16 protein-coding genes are annotated in these 15,003 nt (G+C 49.7%); 11 read left to right on the top strand and 5 right to left on the bottom strand.

Going from position 1 to position 15,003, the window contains the following annotated elements:
• Positions 1-15 precede the first annotated feature (15 nt).
• The 5 genes from celB (ACWJJX_RS06180) to ACWJJX_RS06160 all read right to left on the bottom strand — a co-directional run bounded on the left by celB (ACWJJX_RS06180) (position 16) and on the right by ACWJJX_RS06160 (position 4,660).
• Positions 16-1,374: a PTS cellobiose transporter subunit IIC gene (gene celB / locus ACWJJX_RS06180; RefSeq protein ID WP_039253354.1), complete on the bottom strand. Its 1,359-nt coding sequence runs from the start codon at positions 1,372-1,374 to the stop codon at positions 16-18.
• Between the two features lie 15 nt (positions 1,375-1,389).
• Entirely contained in the window at positions 1,390-1,698 is a 309-nt protein-coding gene (licB, locus tag ACWJJX_RS06175; protein ID WP_003150863.1) for a PTS lichenan transporter subunit IIB, read from the bottom strand.
• A gap of 98 nt (positions 1,699-1,796) precedes the next feature.
• On the bottom strand, positions 1,797-3,737 hold the full coding sequence (gene licR, locus ACWJJX_RS06170; RefSeq protein ID WP_448197512.1) for a transcriptional regulator LicR: 1,941 nt from the start codon (positions 3,735-3,737) through the stop codon (positions 1,797-1,799).
• Positions 3,738-3,883: 146 nt separating this feature from the next.
• Complete coding sequence (locus tag ACWJJX_RS06165) at positions 3,884-4,018, bottom strand: hypothetical protein (protein WP_369719122.1); 135 nt, start codon at positions 4,016-4,018, stop codon at positions 3,884-3,886.
• Positions 4,019-4,069: 51 nt separating this feature from the next.
• Positions 4,070-4,660, bottom strand: coding sequence for a DNA-3-methyladenine glycosylase (locus ACWJJX_RS06160; RefSeq protein WP_003150858.1), 591 nt, complete (start codon positions 4,658-4,660; stop codon positions 4,070-4,072).
• Positions 4,661-4,901: 241 nt separating this feature from the next.
• Here ACWJJX_RS06160 and ACWJJX_RS06155 point away from each other — a divergent pair, with 241 nt between their 5' ends.
• The 11 genes from ACWJJX_RS06155 (at position 4,902) to manA (ending at position 14,998) form a co-directional block, all read left to right on the top strand.
• On the top strand, positions 4,902-5,900 hold the full coding sequence (locus ACWJJX_RS06155; protein ID WP_042635747.1) for a FecCD family ABC transporter permease: 999 nt from the start codon (positions 4,902-4,904) through the stop codon (positions 5,898-5,900).
• Complete coding sequence (locus ACWJJX_RS06150; protein ID WP_003150856.1) at positions 5,901-6,914, top strand: FecCD family ABC transporter permease; 1,014 nt, start codon at positions 5,901-5,903, stop codon at positions 6,912-6,914.
• A 16-nt stretch (positions 6,915-6,930) separates the two neighbouring features.
• Positions 6,931-7,827 (top strand): ABC transporter substrate-binding protein, encoded by an 897-nt coding sequence (locus tag ACWJJX_RS06145; RefSeq protein WP_032868637.1) that lies wholly within the window; start codon positions 6,931-6,933, stop codon positions 7,825-7,827.
• Positions 7,828-7,929: 102 nt separating this feature from the next.
• Positions 7,930-8,280, top strand: a complete 351-nt coding sequence (locus ACWJJX_RS06140; protein WP_454022830.1) for an ArsR/SmtB family transcription factor — start codon at positions 7,930-7,932, stop codon at positions 8,278-8,280.
• Between the two features lie 13 nt (positions 8,281-8,293).
• A complete protein-coding gene (locus tag ACWJJX_RS06135; RefSeq protein WP_454022829.1) occupies positions 8,294-9,592 on the top strand; it encodes an arsenic transporter in 1,299 nt (432 codons plus the stop codon).
• Between the two features lie 152 nt (positions 9,593-9,744).
• Complete coding sequence (locus ACWJJX_RS06130; protein WP_003150851.1) at positions 9,745-10,056, top strand: PTS sugar transporter subunit IIB; 312 nt, start codon at positions 9,745-9,747, stop codon at positions 10,054-10,056.
• A gap of 14 nt (positions 10,057-10,070) precedes the next feature.
• Positions 10,071-10,388 (top strand): PTS lactose/cellobiose transporter subunit IIA, encoded by a 318-nt coding sequence (locus tag ACWJJX_RS06125; protein ID WP_003150849.1) that lies wholly within the window; start codon positions 10,071-10,073, stop codon positions 10,386-10,388.
• An 18-nt stretch (positions 10,389-10,406) separates the two neighbouring features.
• Positions 10,407-11,726, top strand: a complete 1,320-nt coding sequence (celB, locus tag ACWJJX_RS06120) for a PTS cellobiose transporter subunit IIC (RefSeq protein ID WP_454022828.1) — start codon at positions 10,407-10,409, stop codon at positions 11,724-11,726.
• A 29-nt stretch (positions 11,727-11,755) separates the two neighbouring features.
• Positions 11,756-13,156 carry a glycoside hydrolase family 1 protein gene (locus ACWJJX_RS06115; RefSeq protein ID WP_454022827.1) on the top strand — a complete coding sequence of 467 codons (1,401 nt, stop codon included), beginning with the start codon at positions 11,756-11,758 and terminating at the stop codon, positions 13,154-13,156.
• A 19-nt stretch (positions 13,157-13,175) separates the two neighbouring features.
• Positions 13,176-14,057 (top strand): ROK family protein, encoded by an 882-nt coding sequence (locus ACWJJX_RS06110; protein ID WP_102422071.1) that lies wholly within the window; start codon positions 13,176-13,178, stop codon positions 14,055-14,057.
• Positions 14,054-14,998, top strand: a complete 945-nt coding sequence (manA, locus tag ACWJJX_RS06105) for a mannose-6-phosphate isomerase, class I (protein WP_102422072.1) — start codon at positions 14,054-14,056, stop codon at positions 14,996-14,998. Before ACWJJX_RS06110 ends, manA begins: the two co-directional genes overlap by 4 nt.
• Positions 14,999-15,003 lie beyond the last annotated feature (5 nt).

Below are 15,003 nucleotides of genomic sequence, written 5' to 3'. Positions count from 1 at the left end.
TTTCACTCCCTTTCTCTACAGCACGGCTTTTTCGTCTCCCTGTACGGCTGGCGCCTGCGATTGTTCAAGTTCGTTTTCTTCTTTCAGCTTTTGTGAATCCCACATTCTGAAGAACGGATAGTACACGATAAAGGCTGTGATGATATTAATCGCCTGCATGACAGCCCCTGATATTTTTCCGCCCGTGGCAAGATAGCCGGAGAAAATCGGCGGCATCGTCCATGGGACGGCAATGCCGGCAGGTTTGGCGACGAGGCCTGTGCTCATGCCGATATAGGTAAAGACCAGTGTGACAAGCGGTGTGATGATGAACGGAATGAGAAGCATCGGGTTCATGACGATCGGCATTCCGAAAATAATCGGCTCATTAATATTAAAGACAGCCGGCCCGATGGCGAGTTTCCCAAGCTGCTTCATCTGCTTGCTTCGCGAACGGAGAAACATGGTGACCACGAGCGCCAGTGTCGCGCCGCTTCCGCCGATGTTGATCCAGATTTCAAAGAACTGCTGGGTGAAAATATTCGGCAGCGCATCGCCCGCCTGAAACGCAATCCGGTTGGCATCCATCGCTCCAAACCAGATCGGCGCCATGACGCCGCCGACAATGTTCGCCCCATGTAATCCGCACGCCCACAAGAGCATTTGAACCGCTTCGGCTACCAGGCTTCCGCCGAGACTTCCCCCAAGAATCGAGAGCGGCGTCCCCAGTACAACGCTTACAATGTTATGAAGGCTTTCAAACGGCGTCGCTTCGACAATTAAACGCGCACCCCAGATCAGAAAGATGACGGCAAAGCCGGGAATTAAAGCGACAAATGATTTGCTGACCGCGGGAGGCACGCCGTCCGGCATTTTGAAGACGAAATTCCGCTGGATGATCAGGCGGTAAATTTCCGTCGACAGCATGGCGATGATCATCGCGACAAACAGCCCTTTGCTTCCCATGAGAGACAGCGGGATGCCGCCGCCCACCATGATTTCCTCTTTGGCGCCGGAAGGCAGAAACGGAACTTTGTACGGCGTTGCCAAGAGAAACGCTGCCAAAGATATCGCACCGGCCGATAATGCGTCCACCCCGTATTTTTCGGCCAGGCGGTAGGCGATTCCGAAAGCGGCGACAAGGCCCATGATTTCAAAGGTCGCATCAACCGGATATTGCAGTTTTTGAGACCAGGCGCTTCCGAACGTCTTTGCCATGAAATCCGCATATCCCGGAATCGGCAGGTTGCCGATGATTAGAAAAAATGAACCGATGATGATAAGCGGCATGGTGAGGATGATTCCGTCACGCAGTGCTTGCAGATGCCGCTGGGAGGCAATTTTTCCGGCAATGGGCATGACTTTCTCTTCTAAAAACTGGTTCACCTTATTCACACGGCCCGCCCCTTTCTACGATGCGTTTCCGAGCTGTTCCGCTGATTTCAGAACCTCCGCTCCGTTGCAAGTGCCGTAATGGACGGTATTGATGACTTCAACCGGCACTCCTTTTGATTCACCCAATTTTTTCAGCTGCGGAAGCAAATAACGGACTTGAGGCCCAAGCAGCAATACGTCCGCTTTATCAATATGCTGGTTGACTGAATCGCCTGACACCGCCCAGATTTTATATTCTTTTCCTTGTTCCTGCGCGCTTTTTTCCATCTTGGTGACGAGTAAGCTTGTTGACATCCCTGCTGCACAAACGAGTAATATATTCATGTAAAAGACCTCCTGAAAGTTTGATATTTTGTATGTCTCGATGTTAGTACCATCATATTATGAAATCGCTTTCATAACTACTCAGGCTTTTTCCGCTGCTAACGGAAAAAAGGTGCTGATCGTTTGTCTCTGAATACTCGTAAAACCTCCTGATAGGTTGTGCATTTTAAGAGACGGCTTACCGCGGCCGGATCATCCAACATCCCGCCGAGCCATTTGTACATATGCTGGAGGTCGGCTTTGCTTTCTTTCTCGACGCAGAGCAGGCAGACAAATTGGACACGCTTATCCGCCCAGTCAATCGGCTTCTTCAGCGTGCATACCGCCCAAAACGTCGTGTCCGTCTGCGGAACGAGCGGGTGCGGAATCGCCGTAAGATTGCCGAAACTCGTAGGAGAAATCGCTTCCCTTTCAAAAATAGAATCGGTCAGAGAATCAGAAGCGAGGCCGGCTTCTGCAACCTGCTGTCCGAGAAAACGGATGACGTCCTCCTTCGTCTCCATATCCTGCTGCAAAAATACCAGCTCCGGTTTCAGAAAGTTCAATTGTTCCCGATTTTCTTCCAGCATGGCGTCGATTTTTGTAAAATCCCCGCCGCCCAGCAGCGTATGAACCTTCAATACGGGAACGGGCAGGTCTTTTTTGATCGGCACTGTGCTGACCACAAAATCAATCGACTCAAAGGAAAGCTGGTCAAGGCTGCAGTAATCAGCCGTTCCGATGATTTCAAGACGTTTTGCGAACCGGGAACGGAGTTTTTCTCTTAAAAGCTGCGCGCTGCCGGCGCCGGACGCACAGACAATCAGACAGCGTTTAGGCGGCCGTTCCGTCTTTCTCCTTTCAATGGCGGCTCCGAAATGAAGCGCCAAATATCCGATCTCATTTTCATGAATATCAATGCCGGTTTGCTCCTTGATTACGATTCCCGCAATCACTCCCGCTTCAAATGCAAGCGGATAATTCTCCTTTATGGCGGAGAGCATCGGGTTTCTCAGGTTCATGCCGTACCGATTTCGGTTAATCGCCGGCTTGATATGGAGCGCAAGACCCGCTTTCAGCTCATTGTCGTCCGTGATTCCGAGCTTCAGCTCCCGCTCAATGGCTTCAATCATGGCCTCCGTCAAACGGCTGGTTTCCCCGTCTATCAGCCTTGTAAGCTCTTTTCCTTCCATTTGTGACTGGGTCATGCGCTTTGTCCCGAGCAGGTGAATGGCGATATAGGCGGTTTCCTGTTCGGGAAAGGTGACCGAAAGCGCCGATTCAAGCTCTTTTACGATGGCTTCCGCTGACTGATATTCTGTTTCGAGCTTAATATCATGAAGATCTTCCGGAATGAGAGATACATAGTTTTCTGTCCGGATTCGTTTGCAGGCAATGGCGATATGGATGATGAGATTGTTCAGGCCGAAGAAAGAAAGCGGGATCTTATGGTTTCGAACCTGCTTCATAATGGCTGTGCGGATCACATGAATGTCGTCTTTCGGCAGAATACCGGCCTTTTCACTCAGGAGATCAGGCTCGGGCTCGCGGTCGTCCACTAAGTATTCCGCCATACAATAACGGAGGCGGAGCTCTTCGCCGCGCAGCTTAAAGCCGTGGTTCGGCCTTGTTTCCAAAATGATGTCATAGGGGCGGAGCCGTTTTTTGACTTCTTTTAAATCAGATTGAAGTGTGGATTTACTGATGAACAGTTCTTCCGCTAAGTCATCCAGCTTGAGGTAGCCGTCGGCCAGAAGCATTCTTTTCATCAGGTAATCTATCCGTTCATCGGGAAAAATCGGCACGGTGCTGTTCTGCTGGAAATTGTCCTGAAGCCAGTTTTTAAACGGCTGCTCATTCCGGATCAGCAGCTTATAGCCGCTCCCTCTGACAGATTGAATGGATGCGCCGTGTTTTTCTACAATGGTTTGCAGTTCCTTTATGTCATTGCGGACCGTCCGCGTCGTTACCTTTACATTTGCAGCGATGACTGAGCTTGTAACCGGTGTTTCAGCAGCTAAAAGCAAGCGCAGAAGTTCACGAAGCCGCCCATGAAGCATGAGAAAAACCTCCTATCAGATCAGATGCAGATGTGAAAAATGGGCAAAAAGAATGAGGAAGGGGTAAATGTATGTAAATTCTATACTGGGGAGGATTTCAAGTCAATGCGGCAATCCGATGCCAAGCCCGTAAAAAAACAGCCGGATCAGCCGGCTGTTCGGGATGCGGACATGCGGTTCCGCTTAGATGCCTTCCGTTCTTTTATGATTTTTCTGATGATCGGATAGATGACGGGCGCCCATTTGATAATCGTTTTGAAAAATTTTTTCAATGTCTGAATCCCCTTTCTTTTACCTTGTCTTTCCCCTGTTATCAGCGTTTATAAACATGGTCAGCGTGAGACATACCGGTTCCCCGTCACCCAATAGCGCCACGGATAATCCCGGGCTTCTCCGCTGTTGTCAATCCCGATTCTCGGGCCTGTTGATATATGTTCAGGCGTAAAGCCCTCCGTAATATACAGCGGCGGTTCCGTGATCATGCCGCCGTAGTCGTTCATTGAAATGCCCATCGCCTTCGTCAGTTTTCCCGGGCCGTTTGTCCACTCTCTCGGGGGTCTGCCCGGTCTCCTGCTCTCCATCAGGAACTGTCCTTCATGAGGCTCCGCCGCCCTGATTAACACGGCCTGCGGAATGCCGATGTCCGCGGCGACGACGTTCATTAATGTATGAGTGTGCATGACGTATGTATAAATGCGGCCCGCCTCATGGAACATAATTTCCGTCCGTTTCGTGCGCCGGTTGCCGAAGCTGTGCGCCGCCCGGTCATCCGCTCCCATATAAGCTTCCGTTTCCACGATAAAACCTGAAGCCGTTCCCTCATCCGTCTCCTTCACCAGGAGACAGCCGAGCAATAAAGGGGCAAGCTCCACTGACGGTCTCTGGTAAAATTCAATCGGCAAAGGCTTTCCTTCTCCCGCCATTTGCCTCCCTCCTTTCTGAATATAGCGATTTCCTCTTTCACGTTTTTCACTTCTTTTTTACAATATAAACATGAAAGAAAAAAGGGCATCATTGTTGAACACTCTATTGCGTTTTGAAAATCGGCCCGGTATAATATGATGGTTCAAATGAAAATGATTCTCATATTCAATAAATGCCGGACAATGATCATAAAAGTAGGTGAATTGATTTTTGAGCGATTCTGTCACGTCCGCAAGCCGTCTGATCAGCATCTTAAAAAACGGGGTTTTCTTCCTGATCGCGGTGATCGGGCTGCTTGTTTCTATTTTTTTCGCCGTCTCATTCGGCGCGAAAGACATTACTTTACATACGGTTTGGTCGGCTGTTGCTGATTACAATCCGAACATAACGGGCCAGCAGATCATTCATGAATTGCGTCTTCCGAGGGTGCTCGGCGCGGCCGTTACAGGAGCCGCTTTTGCCGCAGCCGGCGCCCTCATGCAAGGTGTCACGAGAAATCCGCTTGCCGATTCGGGTGTCTTAGGCGTAAACGCGGGCGCCATGTTTGTTGTTGCGCTCAGCTTTGCTTTTTTCCCTCATTTGTCATACGCCCTGCTGATGGTGATGTCATTTTTGGGAGCACTGGCAAGCACCGGCTTGATTTTCTTTATCAGTGCGGCGGGAAAAGGCAGCATGACACCTTTAAAGGTGACGCTTGCCGGGGCGGTCGTGGCCGCGCTTTTACATTCACTCAGTACCGGTGTGGCGATTTATTACGATTTAAGCCAGGATTTGGCCTTCTGGTACGCCGGCGGGGTGTCGGGGATCAAGTGGGCTCATTTACAAGTCCTTGTTCCCGTGATTGCGGTCTTCATCATTCTCGCGACATTCATGGGCCGGTCCGTCACCCTTCTCTCAATGGGAAATGACGTGGCGGCGAATTTAGGGGTGAACACGGCTCTTACGCGTGCCGCGGGGTTAATGATCGCCGTCGTTCTTGCCGGTGTGTCTGTTTCCGCTGCCGGCGCGATCGGCTTTGTCGGGCTGGTCATCCCCCATATCGCCCGCAAGATCGTCGGCGTTACGTACAGGCTGATTATTCCGATGTCCGCGTTACTCGGCGCGATTCTTTTGATTTTGGCCGACTTGGCCTCACGCACGGTCAGTCCCCCGAGAGAATTGGCGATAGGCATCATGGTCGCACTTGTCGGTGTCCCTTTCTTTCTTTATATTGCCCGCAAGGAAGGGAGAGACTTATAAATGAAAGTGCAGAAAGAAACAAAAAAAGCGGCGGCGGCAGGTCTCGTTCTGCTGGTCATCGCCGTTTGCATTATTCTGATCGGGCTGCATACGGGCTCATTCCGGCTTTCTCCCCTCACCGTGGGAAAAACGCTGTTCGGATACGGCACGTTTCAAAGCACGACCGTTTTATTCGATTACCGGCTCCCCCGGATTTTGGTGACGATGCTGGCCGGTATCGGCTTAGGCGTGTCGGGCGCTATTTTGCAGGGTGTATCCCGAAATCCGCTTGCCGATCCGGGCATTCTCGGACTGCATGCCGGCGCTTCCTTCGGTTTGATGATGTATATCACATTCTTTCATTCCCTGGAGGCGCAGGCGTCGATGTTCATCCCGCTGTTTACGTTTGCGGGCGGAACACTCGCCGCCCTGCTGATCGTAGTGCTTACGTACGACAGGCTGAACGGTTTTTTAACGATCCGCATGCTGTTGGTCGGGATCGCCGTTTCCGCGGGCTTCAGCGCCGTTACATTGTTTATGTCGCTGCGCCTGAATGAAGAAACTTATACATTCGCTTCCCGCTGGCTGGTGGGAAACGTCTGGGGCAGAGATTGGATTCACGTGTGGTCGCTATTGCCCTGGATCGGCATTCTCGCACCGCTTGCATGGCTGAACGCCCGGTCTTTAAATATTTTAATGCTCGGTGACCAGGCAGCCGCGGGGCTCGGCGCACACGTGCAGAGAAAAAGGATCATGCTGATCGCCATAGCGGTCGGCTTGTCCTGCGCGAGCGTCGCGATGGCCGGCGGAATCGGCTTTATCGGCTTTGCCGCCCCTCACTTGGCAAGACGGCTCGTCGGCACCATGCATCAGCATATTATTCCGATTGCTGGATTAATCGGCCTTGTCATTCTTGTCGCGGCAGACACCATCGGCCGGTCTTTGTTTCAGCCGAATGCCATTCCGGCCGGCGTGGTTGCGGCAGCCATCGGCGCGCCGTATTTTCTCTATCTCGTCATGAAAATCAAATCATAAAACAAGGAGTATTCCCATGAAAAAAACAATTGCGCTCATCAGTTTCATGTGTATTTTCTTACTGGCTGCCTGCCAATCCGATTCATCACAGCCGGAGTCAAAAAAGAAATCCGGCGATCATAAAATCGCTTCGATGTCCATTCACCTGACAAATGATCTGCTGGCTCTCGGCGTTACACCTGCCGGTTCCGTCGTGGGCGGAGAATTAAAAGATTTTCTCCCTCATGTGAAAAATCAGCTGAAAGACACGAAAAAACTCGGACCTGCCTCAGACCCGGATATGGAAGCTTTACTTGAGCTGAATCCAGACAACATTTATCTTGATAAAGAATTTGCGGGAAAAGATGTGTCAAAATACAAGAAAATCGGAAACACACACGTTTTCGACCTTGATAAAGGCACATGGCGTGATCATTTAAAAGACATCGGAAAAATCGTCAACCGTGAAAAAGAAGCGAAAACATTTATTCAAGATTATGAAGATGAAACAAAACAAGTCAGATCCATGATGAATAAGGAATTAGGGAAAAACGCCAAAGTCATGGCGATCCGCGTGAACGCAAAAGAGCTTCGCGTCTTCAGCACACGCCGCCCGATGGGACCGATTCTGTTTGACGATCTGAAGCTGAAACCGGCTGACGGCATTAAAGAAATGAACACCTCCCGCCCTTATGAAGTCATTTCTCAAGAAGTGCTGCCTGATTACAACGCGGATGCGATTTTCGTGGTCGTTAACAGAGACGACAAGTCACAGCAAGCCTATAAAGAATTGCAAAAAAGCGCTGTGTGGAAAGGGCTGAAGGCCGTGAAAGCAAACCATGTCTATAAAATTGCCGATCAGCCTTGGCTTGATTATTCGGCACTGGGAAATAAATTAGCAATGGATGAAGCGAAAAAACTGTTCCAAAAATAAACATGAGCCGGTTTTGCAAAAAGTGCAAGACCGGCTTTTTTATATTACCGTTTACTTATATAAACATTCGCTTATATAATAGTTTAAAAAAGGAGTGAGCGCATGGAACGGTGGCATAATGCTTTAAGTTCCGAAGGGATCAGCCAGTGCCTCAAACTTCTAAGCGACCCGACGAGGCTTTTGATGCTGAAGCTTCTGGAGGATAAGGAATATTGTGTCTGCGAGCTGACGGCTATTTTTCATATAAGTCAGCCCGGCATCAGCCAGCACTTGCGGAAATTAAAGAACGCCGGCCTTGTGCGGGAAAGACGCGAGGGCCAATGGCGGTACTATGCCATTCATCCGTCCGGACCGGAATACGCGCTGGTTTGCTCGATTCTGCAGCAGATAGATGAAAAGGACGAAGTTTTACAGACATTGCGGCAAAAAGAAGTCACTGTTACATGCCGGTAAGGGGGATATATTCTTGGGAGTTGCGGTTTTATCAGCGCTGATTTTTGTGCTGACACTTGTGTTTGTCATATGGCAGCCGAAACATATATCAATCGGCTGGTCTGCCTGCGGCGGAGCGGTCCTCGCTTTGATCGCCGGAGCAGTCAGCCTGCACGATATCGCGGAAGTGACGGGGATCGTCTGGAATGCGACACTCGCCTTTATCGCCATTATTATCATTTCATTAATTCTTGACAGTATCGGTTTTTTTGAGTGGGCCGCGCTGCATATGGCCATGGCGGCCAAAGGCAGCGGGCTGCGGATGTTTCTCTATGTGTCGGTCTTAGGGGCTGTTGTCTCCGCCCTGTTTGCCAATGACGGAGCGGCGCTCATTTTGACGCCGATCGTACTGGCGATGGTGCGGGCTTTGAATTTACCTGAAAAACTGGTTTTTCCGTTTATTATCGCCGGAGGATTCATCGCCGACACCACCTCGCTCCCGCTCGTTGTAAGCAATTTGGTCAATATCGTATCCGCCGATTACTTTCATATCGGATACATTGAATATGCATCACGCATGCTGGTGCCCAACCTCTTTTCTTTGGCGGCAAGCATTTTGGTGCTGTATCTCTATTTCAGAAAAAACATTCCGAAACGGTTTGACACCAGCCTTGTGAAACATCCTGCATCCGCCATTAAGGATGAGCGCCTTTTCCGGTTATCATGGGCTGTGCTGGCCGTTTTATTGATCGGGTATTTCGTCAGCGCGCTGCTGTCGATACCCGTTTCCTTCGTTGCCGGTTCCATCGCGGTCATTTTTCTCATTCTGGCGCAGCGAAGCCCCGCCGTCCCTGCGAAACAAGTCATCAAGGACGCCCCGTGGGCCATCGTGTTTTTTTCTGTCGGCATGTATGTTGTCGTGTACGGCTTGCGGAATGCCGGACTGACGGATCTTCTTTCTCAGCTTATTCAGAAAGCGGCGGATCACGGATTGTTTGCGGGCACACTCGGAATGGGTTTTATCGCTGCGATCCTCTCCTCCGTTATGAATAACCTGCCAACGGTGATGATTGACGCCATAGCCATCAGCGGAACGGACACTCACGGGCTGCTGAGAGAAGCATTGATTTACGCGAATGTTATCGGTTCTGACCTCGGGCCGAAAATCACGCCGATCGGGTCGCTGGCGACATTGTTATGGCTCCACGTGCTGAGCCGGAAAAACGTGAAAATTTCCTGGGGAATGTATTTCAAAACAGGTCTGATATTAACCATTCCGACGTTATTCATCACCCTGATCGGACTTTATATATGGCTGTTATGGCTCGCTTGAGAAAAAAACCTTTTAAGTTGAATCTTAAAAGGTTTTTTTGTGTCAAAAATCCGAAAAGTTAAACTTTTATATTTTAAAAGTATAGACATTTAATTTCAAAAGATTATAATATTCATGAAAACGTTTTAACTTTATGAAAGAAGGGATTCCTCATGAAAAGAATTTTATTAGCCTGCAGCTCAGGCATGTCCACCAGCCTTCTTGTCACGAAAATGCAGAATTACGCCAGCTCCATCGGTGAGGAGGCCGAGATTTGGGCAGTCGGACAGGATAAAGCAAAAGAAGCGATGAAAGACGCAGACGTCGTACTGATCGGCCCGCAGATGAGTTTTTTAAAAGGCGAGCTTCAAAAAGAGGCGGACCCGCTTCACATCACCGTTGATGTGATTGATATGATGGCATACGGCATGGGAGACGGCAAAAAAGCATACGAACAGGCCGTTGCCTTGATAGAGAACAAATAAAGGAGGCGATAAGCATGGAAACGTACACGGATGAACAGATCAGTTTTCAGCTGATTCTTCACAGCGGCAATGCCCGCAGCTGTATTATTCAATCGATACGCGCTTATAAAGACGGCCGGCCAGATGAGTCAGACACCTTTCTGACAAAGGCTGAAGAAGAACTGGGAAAAGCGCACGACATCCATTTTCAGATGATTCAAAAAGAAGCCGGCGGCGCCAAAACGGATGTCTCTCTGCTTTTTATGCATGCTGAAGATCACTTAATGTCAGCGCTTTCAATGAAAGAGCTCGTCAAAGAAATGCTCGACTTATTTCAATCAAAAAATTTATAAAAAGCCGGGGGTGAAGACGTGTTTGAGAACATCAGCCAATTCCTTGTTCCGATCGCGGGCAAATTAAACAATAACCGCTATTTGCAAGTTTTACGGGATGCTTTTATGCTGGCGTTTCCGCTGACCATTTTCGGTTCGGTGTTCGTCGTGCTGACGAACCTGCCGTTTTTAAACAAAATCATGAGCAGCTCCGCCCTGTCTGTCTTTCAATCCGGATTTGGCGGCGCTTCGACGGCTACGATGGGGATTATGTCCATTTTTGTCGTCTTCGGGATCGGCTATTACCTTTCAAAAAGCTACGAAGTGGAGGCCGTATTCGGCGGAGCGATCGCATTGGTTTCTTTTCTGCTGCTCACCCCGTTCGTCTTAGAGCCGGAAACGGGCAAAGCGGTCGCAGGCGTCATTCCGGTTGACCGGCTTGGAGCAAAAGGAATGTTTCTCGGCATGATGACCGCTTTTTTGTCAGGTGAAATCTACAGAAGAATCGTCCAGAGAAACTTAACGATTAAGATGCCTGCCGGTGTTCCTCCGGCTGTTGCTAAATCGTTCGCCGCATTGATACCGGCTTTTATCACGCTTACCGTCTTCCTCTTGATCAATGCGGCTGTCACCCAGATCTTTCACACCAATCTGCATGATGTCATTTATCATACGGTTCAAGCCCCGCTTGTCGGACTTGGAAGCGGCATCATTCCTACATTAATCGCTGTTTTCTTTATTCAGATTTTATGGTTTTTCGGACTTCACGGACAAATCATTATTAATTCCGTGATGGACCCGATCTGGAATACATTACAGGTCGAAAATTTGGCTGCGTATACAGCGGGAAAAGAGATTCCCCATATTATTTCTAAGCCGTTTATGGAGATTTACACCGTCGGAATGGGCGGAACCGGAATGACATTGGCCATAGTGATCACCATCTTGCTTTTTATGAAAAGCAAACAGATGAAACAGATATCCAAACTCGGTCTCGCGCCGGGCATTTTCAACGTCAATGAGCCGGTTATTTTCGGTTTGCCGATCGTGATGAACCCGATCATTATCATTCCGTGGGTGATCGCACCGATGGTTGTCACGCTCGTCACCTACCTGGCCATGTCGGCGGGGATCGTGCCCCCTCCTACCGGCGTGACCGTGCCCTGGACCGTCCCCCTTTTCATTAACGGGATTATGGCGACCAATTCCGTCATGGGCGGCATTATGCAGCTGGTCAACCTCTGTATTGTCTTTGTCATCTGGTTCCCGTTTCTTAAAGCGCTGGACAAATTAAATATGGCAAAGGAAAAAGAAGCAGAGACCGAGCAGCATGCCCGGGATGACAGCATGAGTATGTAATCAAAATCGCAGTAAGGGAGAGAAATCAATTGACTGAATCAAATATTCAATATCGTTTTCCGGAAGGATTCTGGTGGGGGTCTTCCGCCTCCGCCACCCAAACAGAAGGCGCCGCCGACAGAGACGGAAAAAGCCAAAACATATGGGATTACTGGTATGAAAAAGAACCGAGCCGTTTTTTTAACGGCGTCGGCCCCGGCGACACGTCACGTTTTTATGATCAATACAAGGAGGATATCCGGCTGATGAAAGAAATCGGCCACAACTCCTTCCGGCTGTCTATTTCCTGGTCAAGATTGATTCCGGACGGAACTGGCGAGGTCAATCAGAAAGCGGTCGCGTTTTATCAGGACGTCATCGATGAAATGCTTGCCCATCGCATTGAGCCGTTTGTCAATTTGTTTCACTTTGACATGCCGCTCGCCCTTCAGCGTAAGGGAGGCTGGGTCAGCCGGGACACCGTTGACGCGTTTGAACATTACGCCAAAACCTGCTTTTCGCTATTCGGTGACAAAGTGAAAAAATGGTTCACTCACAACGAGCCGATTGTGCCGATTGAAGGCGGCTACTTATACGACTTTCACTACCCGAATCACGTTAATTTTCAAGAAGCGGTGCAGGCCGGCTTCCATACCCTGCTGTCGAATGCAAGGGCTGTCAAAGCCTACAGAGAATTGAAACAGGACGGACAAATCGGAATCATTCTGAATCTCACGCCTTCTTATCCGAGAAGCTCACATCCTGAAGATCTGAAAGCATCCCGGATTGCCGATGCCTTTTTCAACCGCTCATTTTTAGATCCCGCCGTAAAGGGCGAATTTCCTGAGGAGCTTGTCGAGATTCTCAAGGCGGAAGGCTTTCTGCCGCGTTATGAGAAAGAAGATCTCCGCCTCATTCAGGAGCATACGGTTGACCTCTTAGGCGTGAACTACTACCAGCCGAGACGCGTCAAGGCAAAAGAACATGTTCCGAATCCGCATGCCCCTTTCCTGCCTGAGCGTTTCTTCGATCCGTACGTCATGCCCGGACGGAAAATGAACCCTCACCGCGGGTGGGAAATATACGAAAAAGGAATCTATGACATTCTCACCAATCTCAGAGAACATTACGGAAATATCGAATGTTTTATTTCCGAGAACGGCATGGGAGTTGAAGGCGAGGAACGCTTCCGCGATGAAAACGGCATCATTCAGGATGATTACAGGATTGAATTTATCCAGGAACATCTCAAATGGGTGCATCGGGCCATCGGAGAAGGTTCAAATGTTAAAGGCTATCATCTTTGGACTTTCATGGACAACTGGTCTTGGACAAATGCTTATAAAAACCGCTACGGCTTTGTATCTGTCAATCTGGAAAACGGGGGCGAACGGACCGTCAAAAAAAGCGGGCGCTGGTTCAAATCCGTTTCCGATCAAAACGGATTTTAACAGATGAGGAGGTACGGCCATGCTTGGAGGTATTGAAGCCGGCGGCACGAAATTTGTCTGTGCCGCCGGACAAAAAGACGGCACCATTCTGGACAGGGCGGAGTTTCCGACGGGAGAACCGGATGACACACTCAGACAAGTCATCCGTTACTTTAAAGATTTCCCGATAGAAGCCATCGGCATCGGGTCGTTCGGACCGATTGATATCCGCCCCGACAGTCAAACATACGGGTGCATCACCGCGACGCCGAAGACAGCCTGGCGGAACTGCCCTATTCTTCAAACGATCAAAAGCGCTCTGGATATTCCCGCAGGCTTCACCACCGACGTTAATGCGGCGGCGCTCGGAGAAGCTTCTTTCGGCGCGGCCAAAAACGCGGACAGCTGCCTCTATTTGACGGTCGGCACTGGCATCGGAGCGGGCGCCATCATGAACGGCAGATTTGTTCAAGGGCTGTCTCATCCTGAAATGGGCCACATTTATGTCAGAAGACACCCGGACGACGGCTACAAAGGCAATTGTCCTTACCATACAGATTGCCTGGAAGGCCTCGCGGCAGGCCCCGCCATTGAGAAACGCTGGGGGAAAAAAGCATATCTGCTGGCGGATCAGCAGGAAGTGTGGGAGCTTGAGGGCTTTTATATTGCTGAAGCGCTTGTGCAGTATATTCTCATACTTTCGCCTGAAAAGATCATTCTCGGCGGGGGCGTCATGAAGCAGCATCAGCTGTTCTCTTATATCCGTCAGCACGTGAAAAAGCGGCTGAATCAATATATTGACCTGCCCGACATTGAACACTTCATCGTTCCCCCTCAATTAGGGATTCACTCCGGCGCGGCCGGTTCGCTCGTATTGGCGGAGCGCGCATTAGAGACGGCAAACCGGGAGGCGGGAAAATGACGAAACTCTTATTTTTGGAACCGGTTTTTAAAGAAAGATTATGGGGCGGGACGAAGCTGCGCGATACATTCGGGTATGAGATTCCTTCTGAGCGGACGGGAGAGTGCTGGGCGATTTCAGCTCATCCGCACGGTACATCCATCGTGCGGAACGGGCCTTTTTCCGGAACATCATTACACCGTCTCTGGAATGAACACCCTGACCTGTTCGGACATCCGAAAGAAGACGCTTTTCCCCTGCTCACAAAAATTCTTGACGCAAATATGGACTTATCCGTGCAGGTTCATCCGGATGACGCATATGCACATCGGCATGAAAACGGAGAACTCGGAAAAACGGAATGCTGGTACGTGTTGGACTGCAAAAAAGACGCAGAGCTCATTTTAGGGCACCGCGCCCAAACAAAAGAAGATTTCGTTCGGCTCATTGAACGAAACGAGTGGGATCACCTGCTCCGCCGCATCCCCATTAAGCCCGGCGACTTTTTCTATGTCCCGAGCGGCACACTGCACGCTTTATGTGAAGGTACGCTCGTTCTTGAAATCCAGCAAAGCTCTGATGCCACCTACCGGCTTTACGACTATGACCGGACGGATGGGAACGGGAATAAACGCGAGCTTCATCTTGAGAAAGCAATTGACGTAACAGACATTCCCCATACCGATGAAAATGTAAAAAGCACAAAGCATCGGATCGGAGATGCTCTTATTACGATACTCGCCGAAACACCTTTCTTTTCAGTTTATCAATGGGATGTGAGCGGGAAAGCATCATTCCCCGCACCCGGCCGGTATTTACTCGCAAGCGTGATTAAAGGACGCGGAGAACTGGATGGATGCCCCATTCACAAAGGCGATCACTTTATCATGCCGGCGGATTCCGGAGATTTTGTTATAGAAGGAGATTGTGAGGTTATCGTTTCACATCCTTCATCATCTTAAAAATC

It is taken from the genome of Bacillus sp. YH3-2-B2 (assembly GCF_053663335.1).
Note: the sequence above shows the minus strand (reverse complement) of the source record. Positions and strands in the feature narration are given on the sequence as shown.

Excerpts from the sequence above, each read along its gene's own strand:
- licB (WP_003150863.1), bottom strand. The coding sequence starts at position 1,698 with ATGAATATATTACTCGTTTGTGCAGCAGGGATGTCAACAAGCTTACTC.
- licR (WP_448197512.1), bottom strand. The coding sequence starts at position 3,737 with ATGCTTCATGGGCGGCTTCGTGAACTTCTGCGCTTGCTTTTAGCTGCT.
- ACWJJX_RS06160 (WP_003150858.1), bottom strand. The coding sequence starts at position 4,660 with ATGGCGGGAGAAGGAAAGCCTTTGCCGATTGAATTTTACCAGAGACCG.
- ACWJJX_RS06150 (WP_003150856.1), top strand. The coding sequence starts at position 5,901 with ATGAAAGTGCAGAAAGAAACAAAAAAAGCGGCGGCGGCAGGTCTCGTT.
- ACWJJX_RS06145 (WP_032868637.1), top strand. The coding sequence starts at position 6,931 with ATGAAAAAAACAATTGCGCTCATCAGTTTCATGTGTATTTTCTTACTG.
- ACWJJX_RS06140 (WP_454022830.1), top strand. The coding sequence starts at position 7,930 with ATGGAACGGTGGCATAATGCTTTAAGTTCCGAAGGGATCAGCCAGTGC.
- ACWJJX_RS06130 (WP_003150851.1), top strand. The coding sequence starts at position 9,745 with ATGAAAAGAATTTTATTAGCCTGCAGCTCAGGCATGTCCACCAGCCTT.
- ACWJJX_RS06125 (WP_003150849.1), top strand. The coding sequence starts at position 10,071 with ATGGAAACGTACACGGATGAACAGATCAGTTTTCAGCTGATTCTTCAC.
- ACWJJX_RS06110 (WP_102422071.1), top strand. The coding sequence starts at position 13,176 with ATGCTTGGAGGTATTGAAGCCGGCGGCACGAAATTTGTCTGTGCCGCC.
- manA (WP_102422072.1), top strand. The coding sequence starts at position 14,054 with ATGACGAAACTCTTATTTTTGGAACCGGTTTTTAAAGAAAGATTATGG.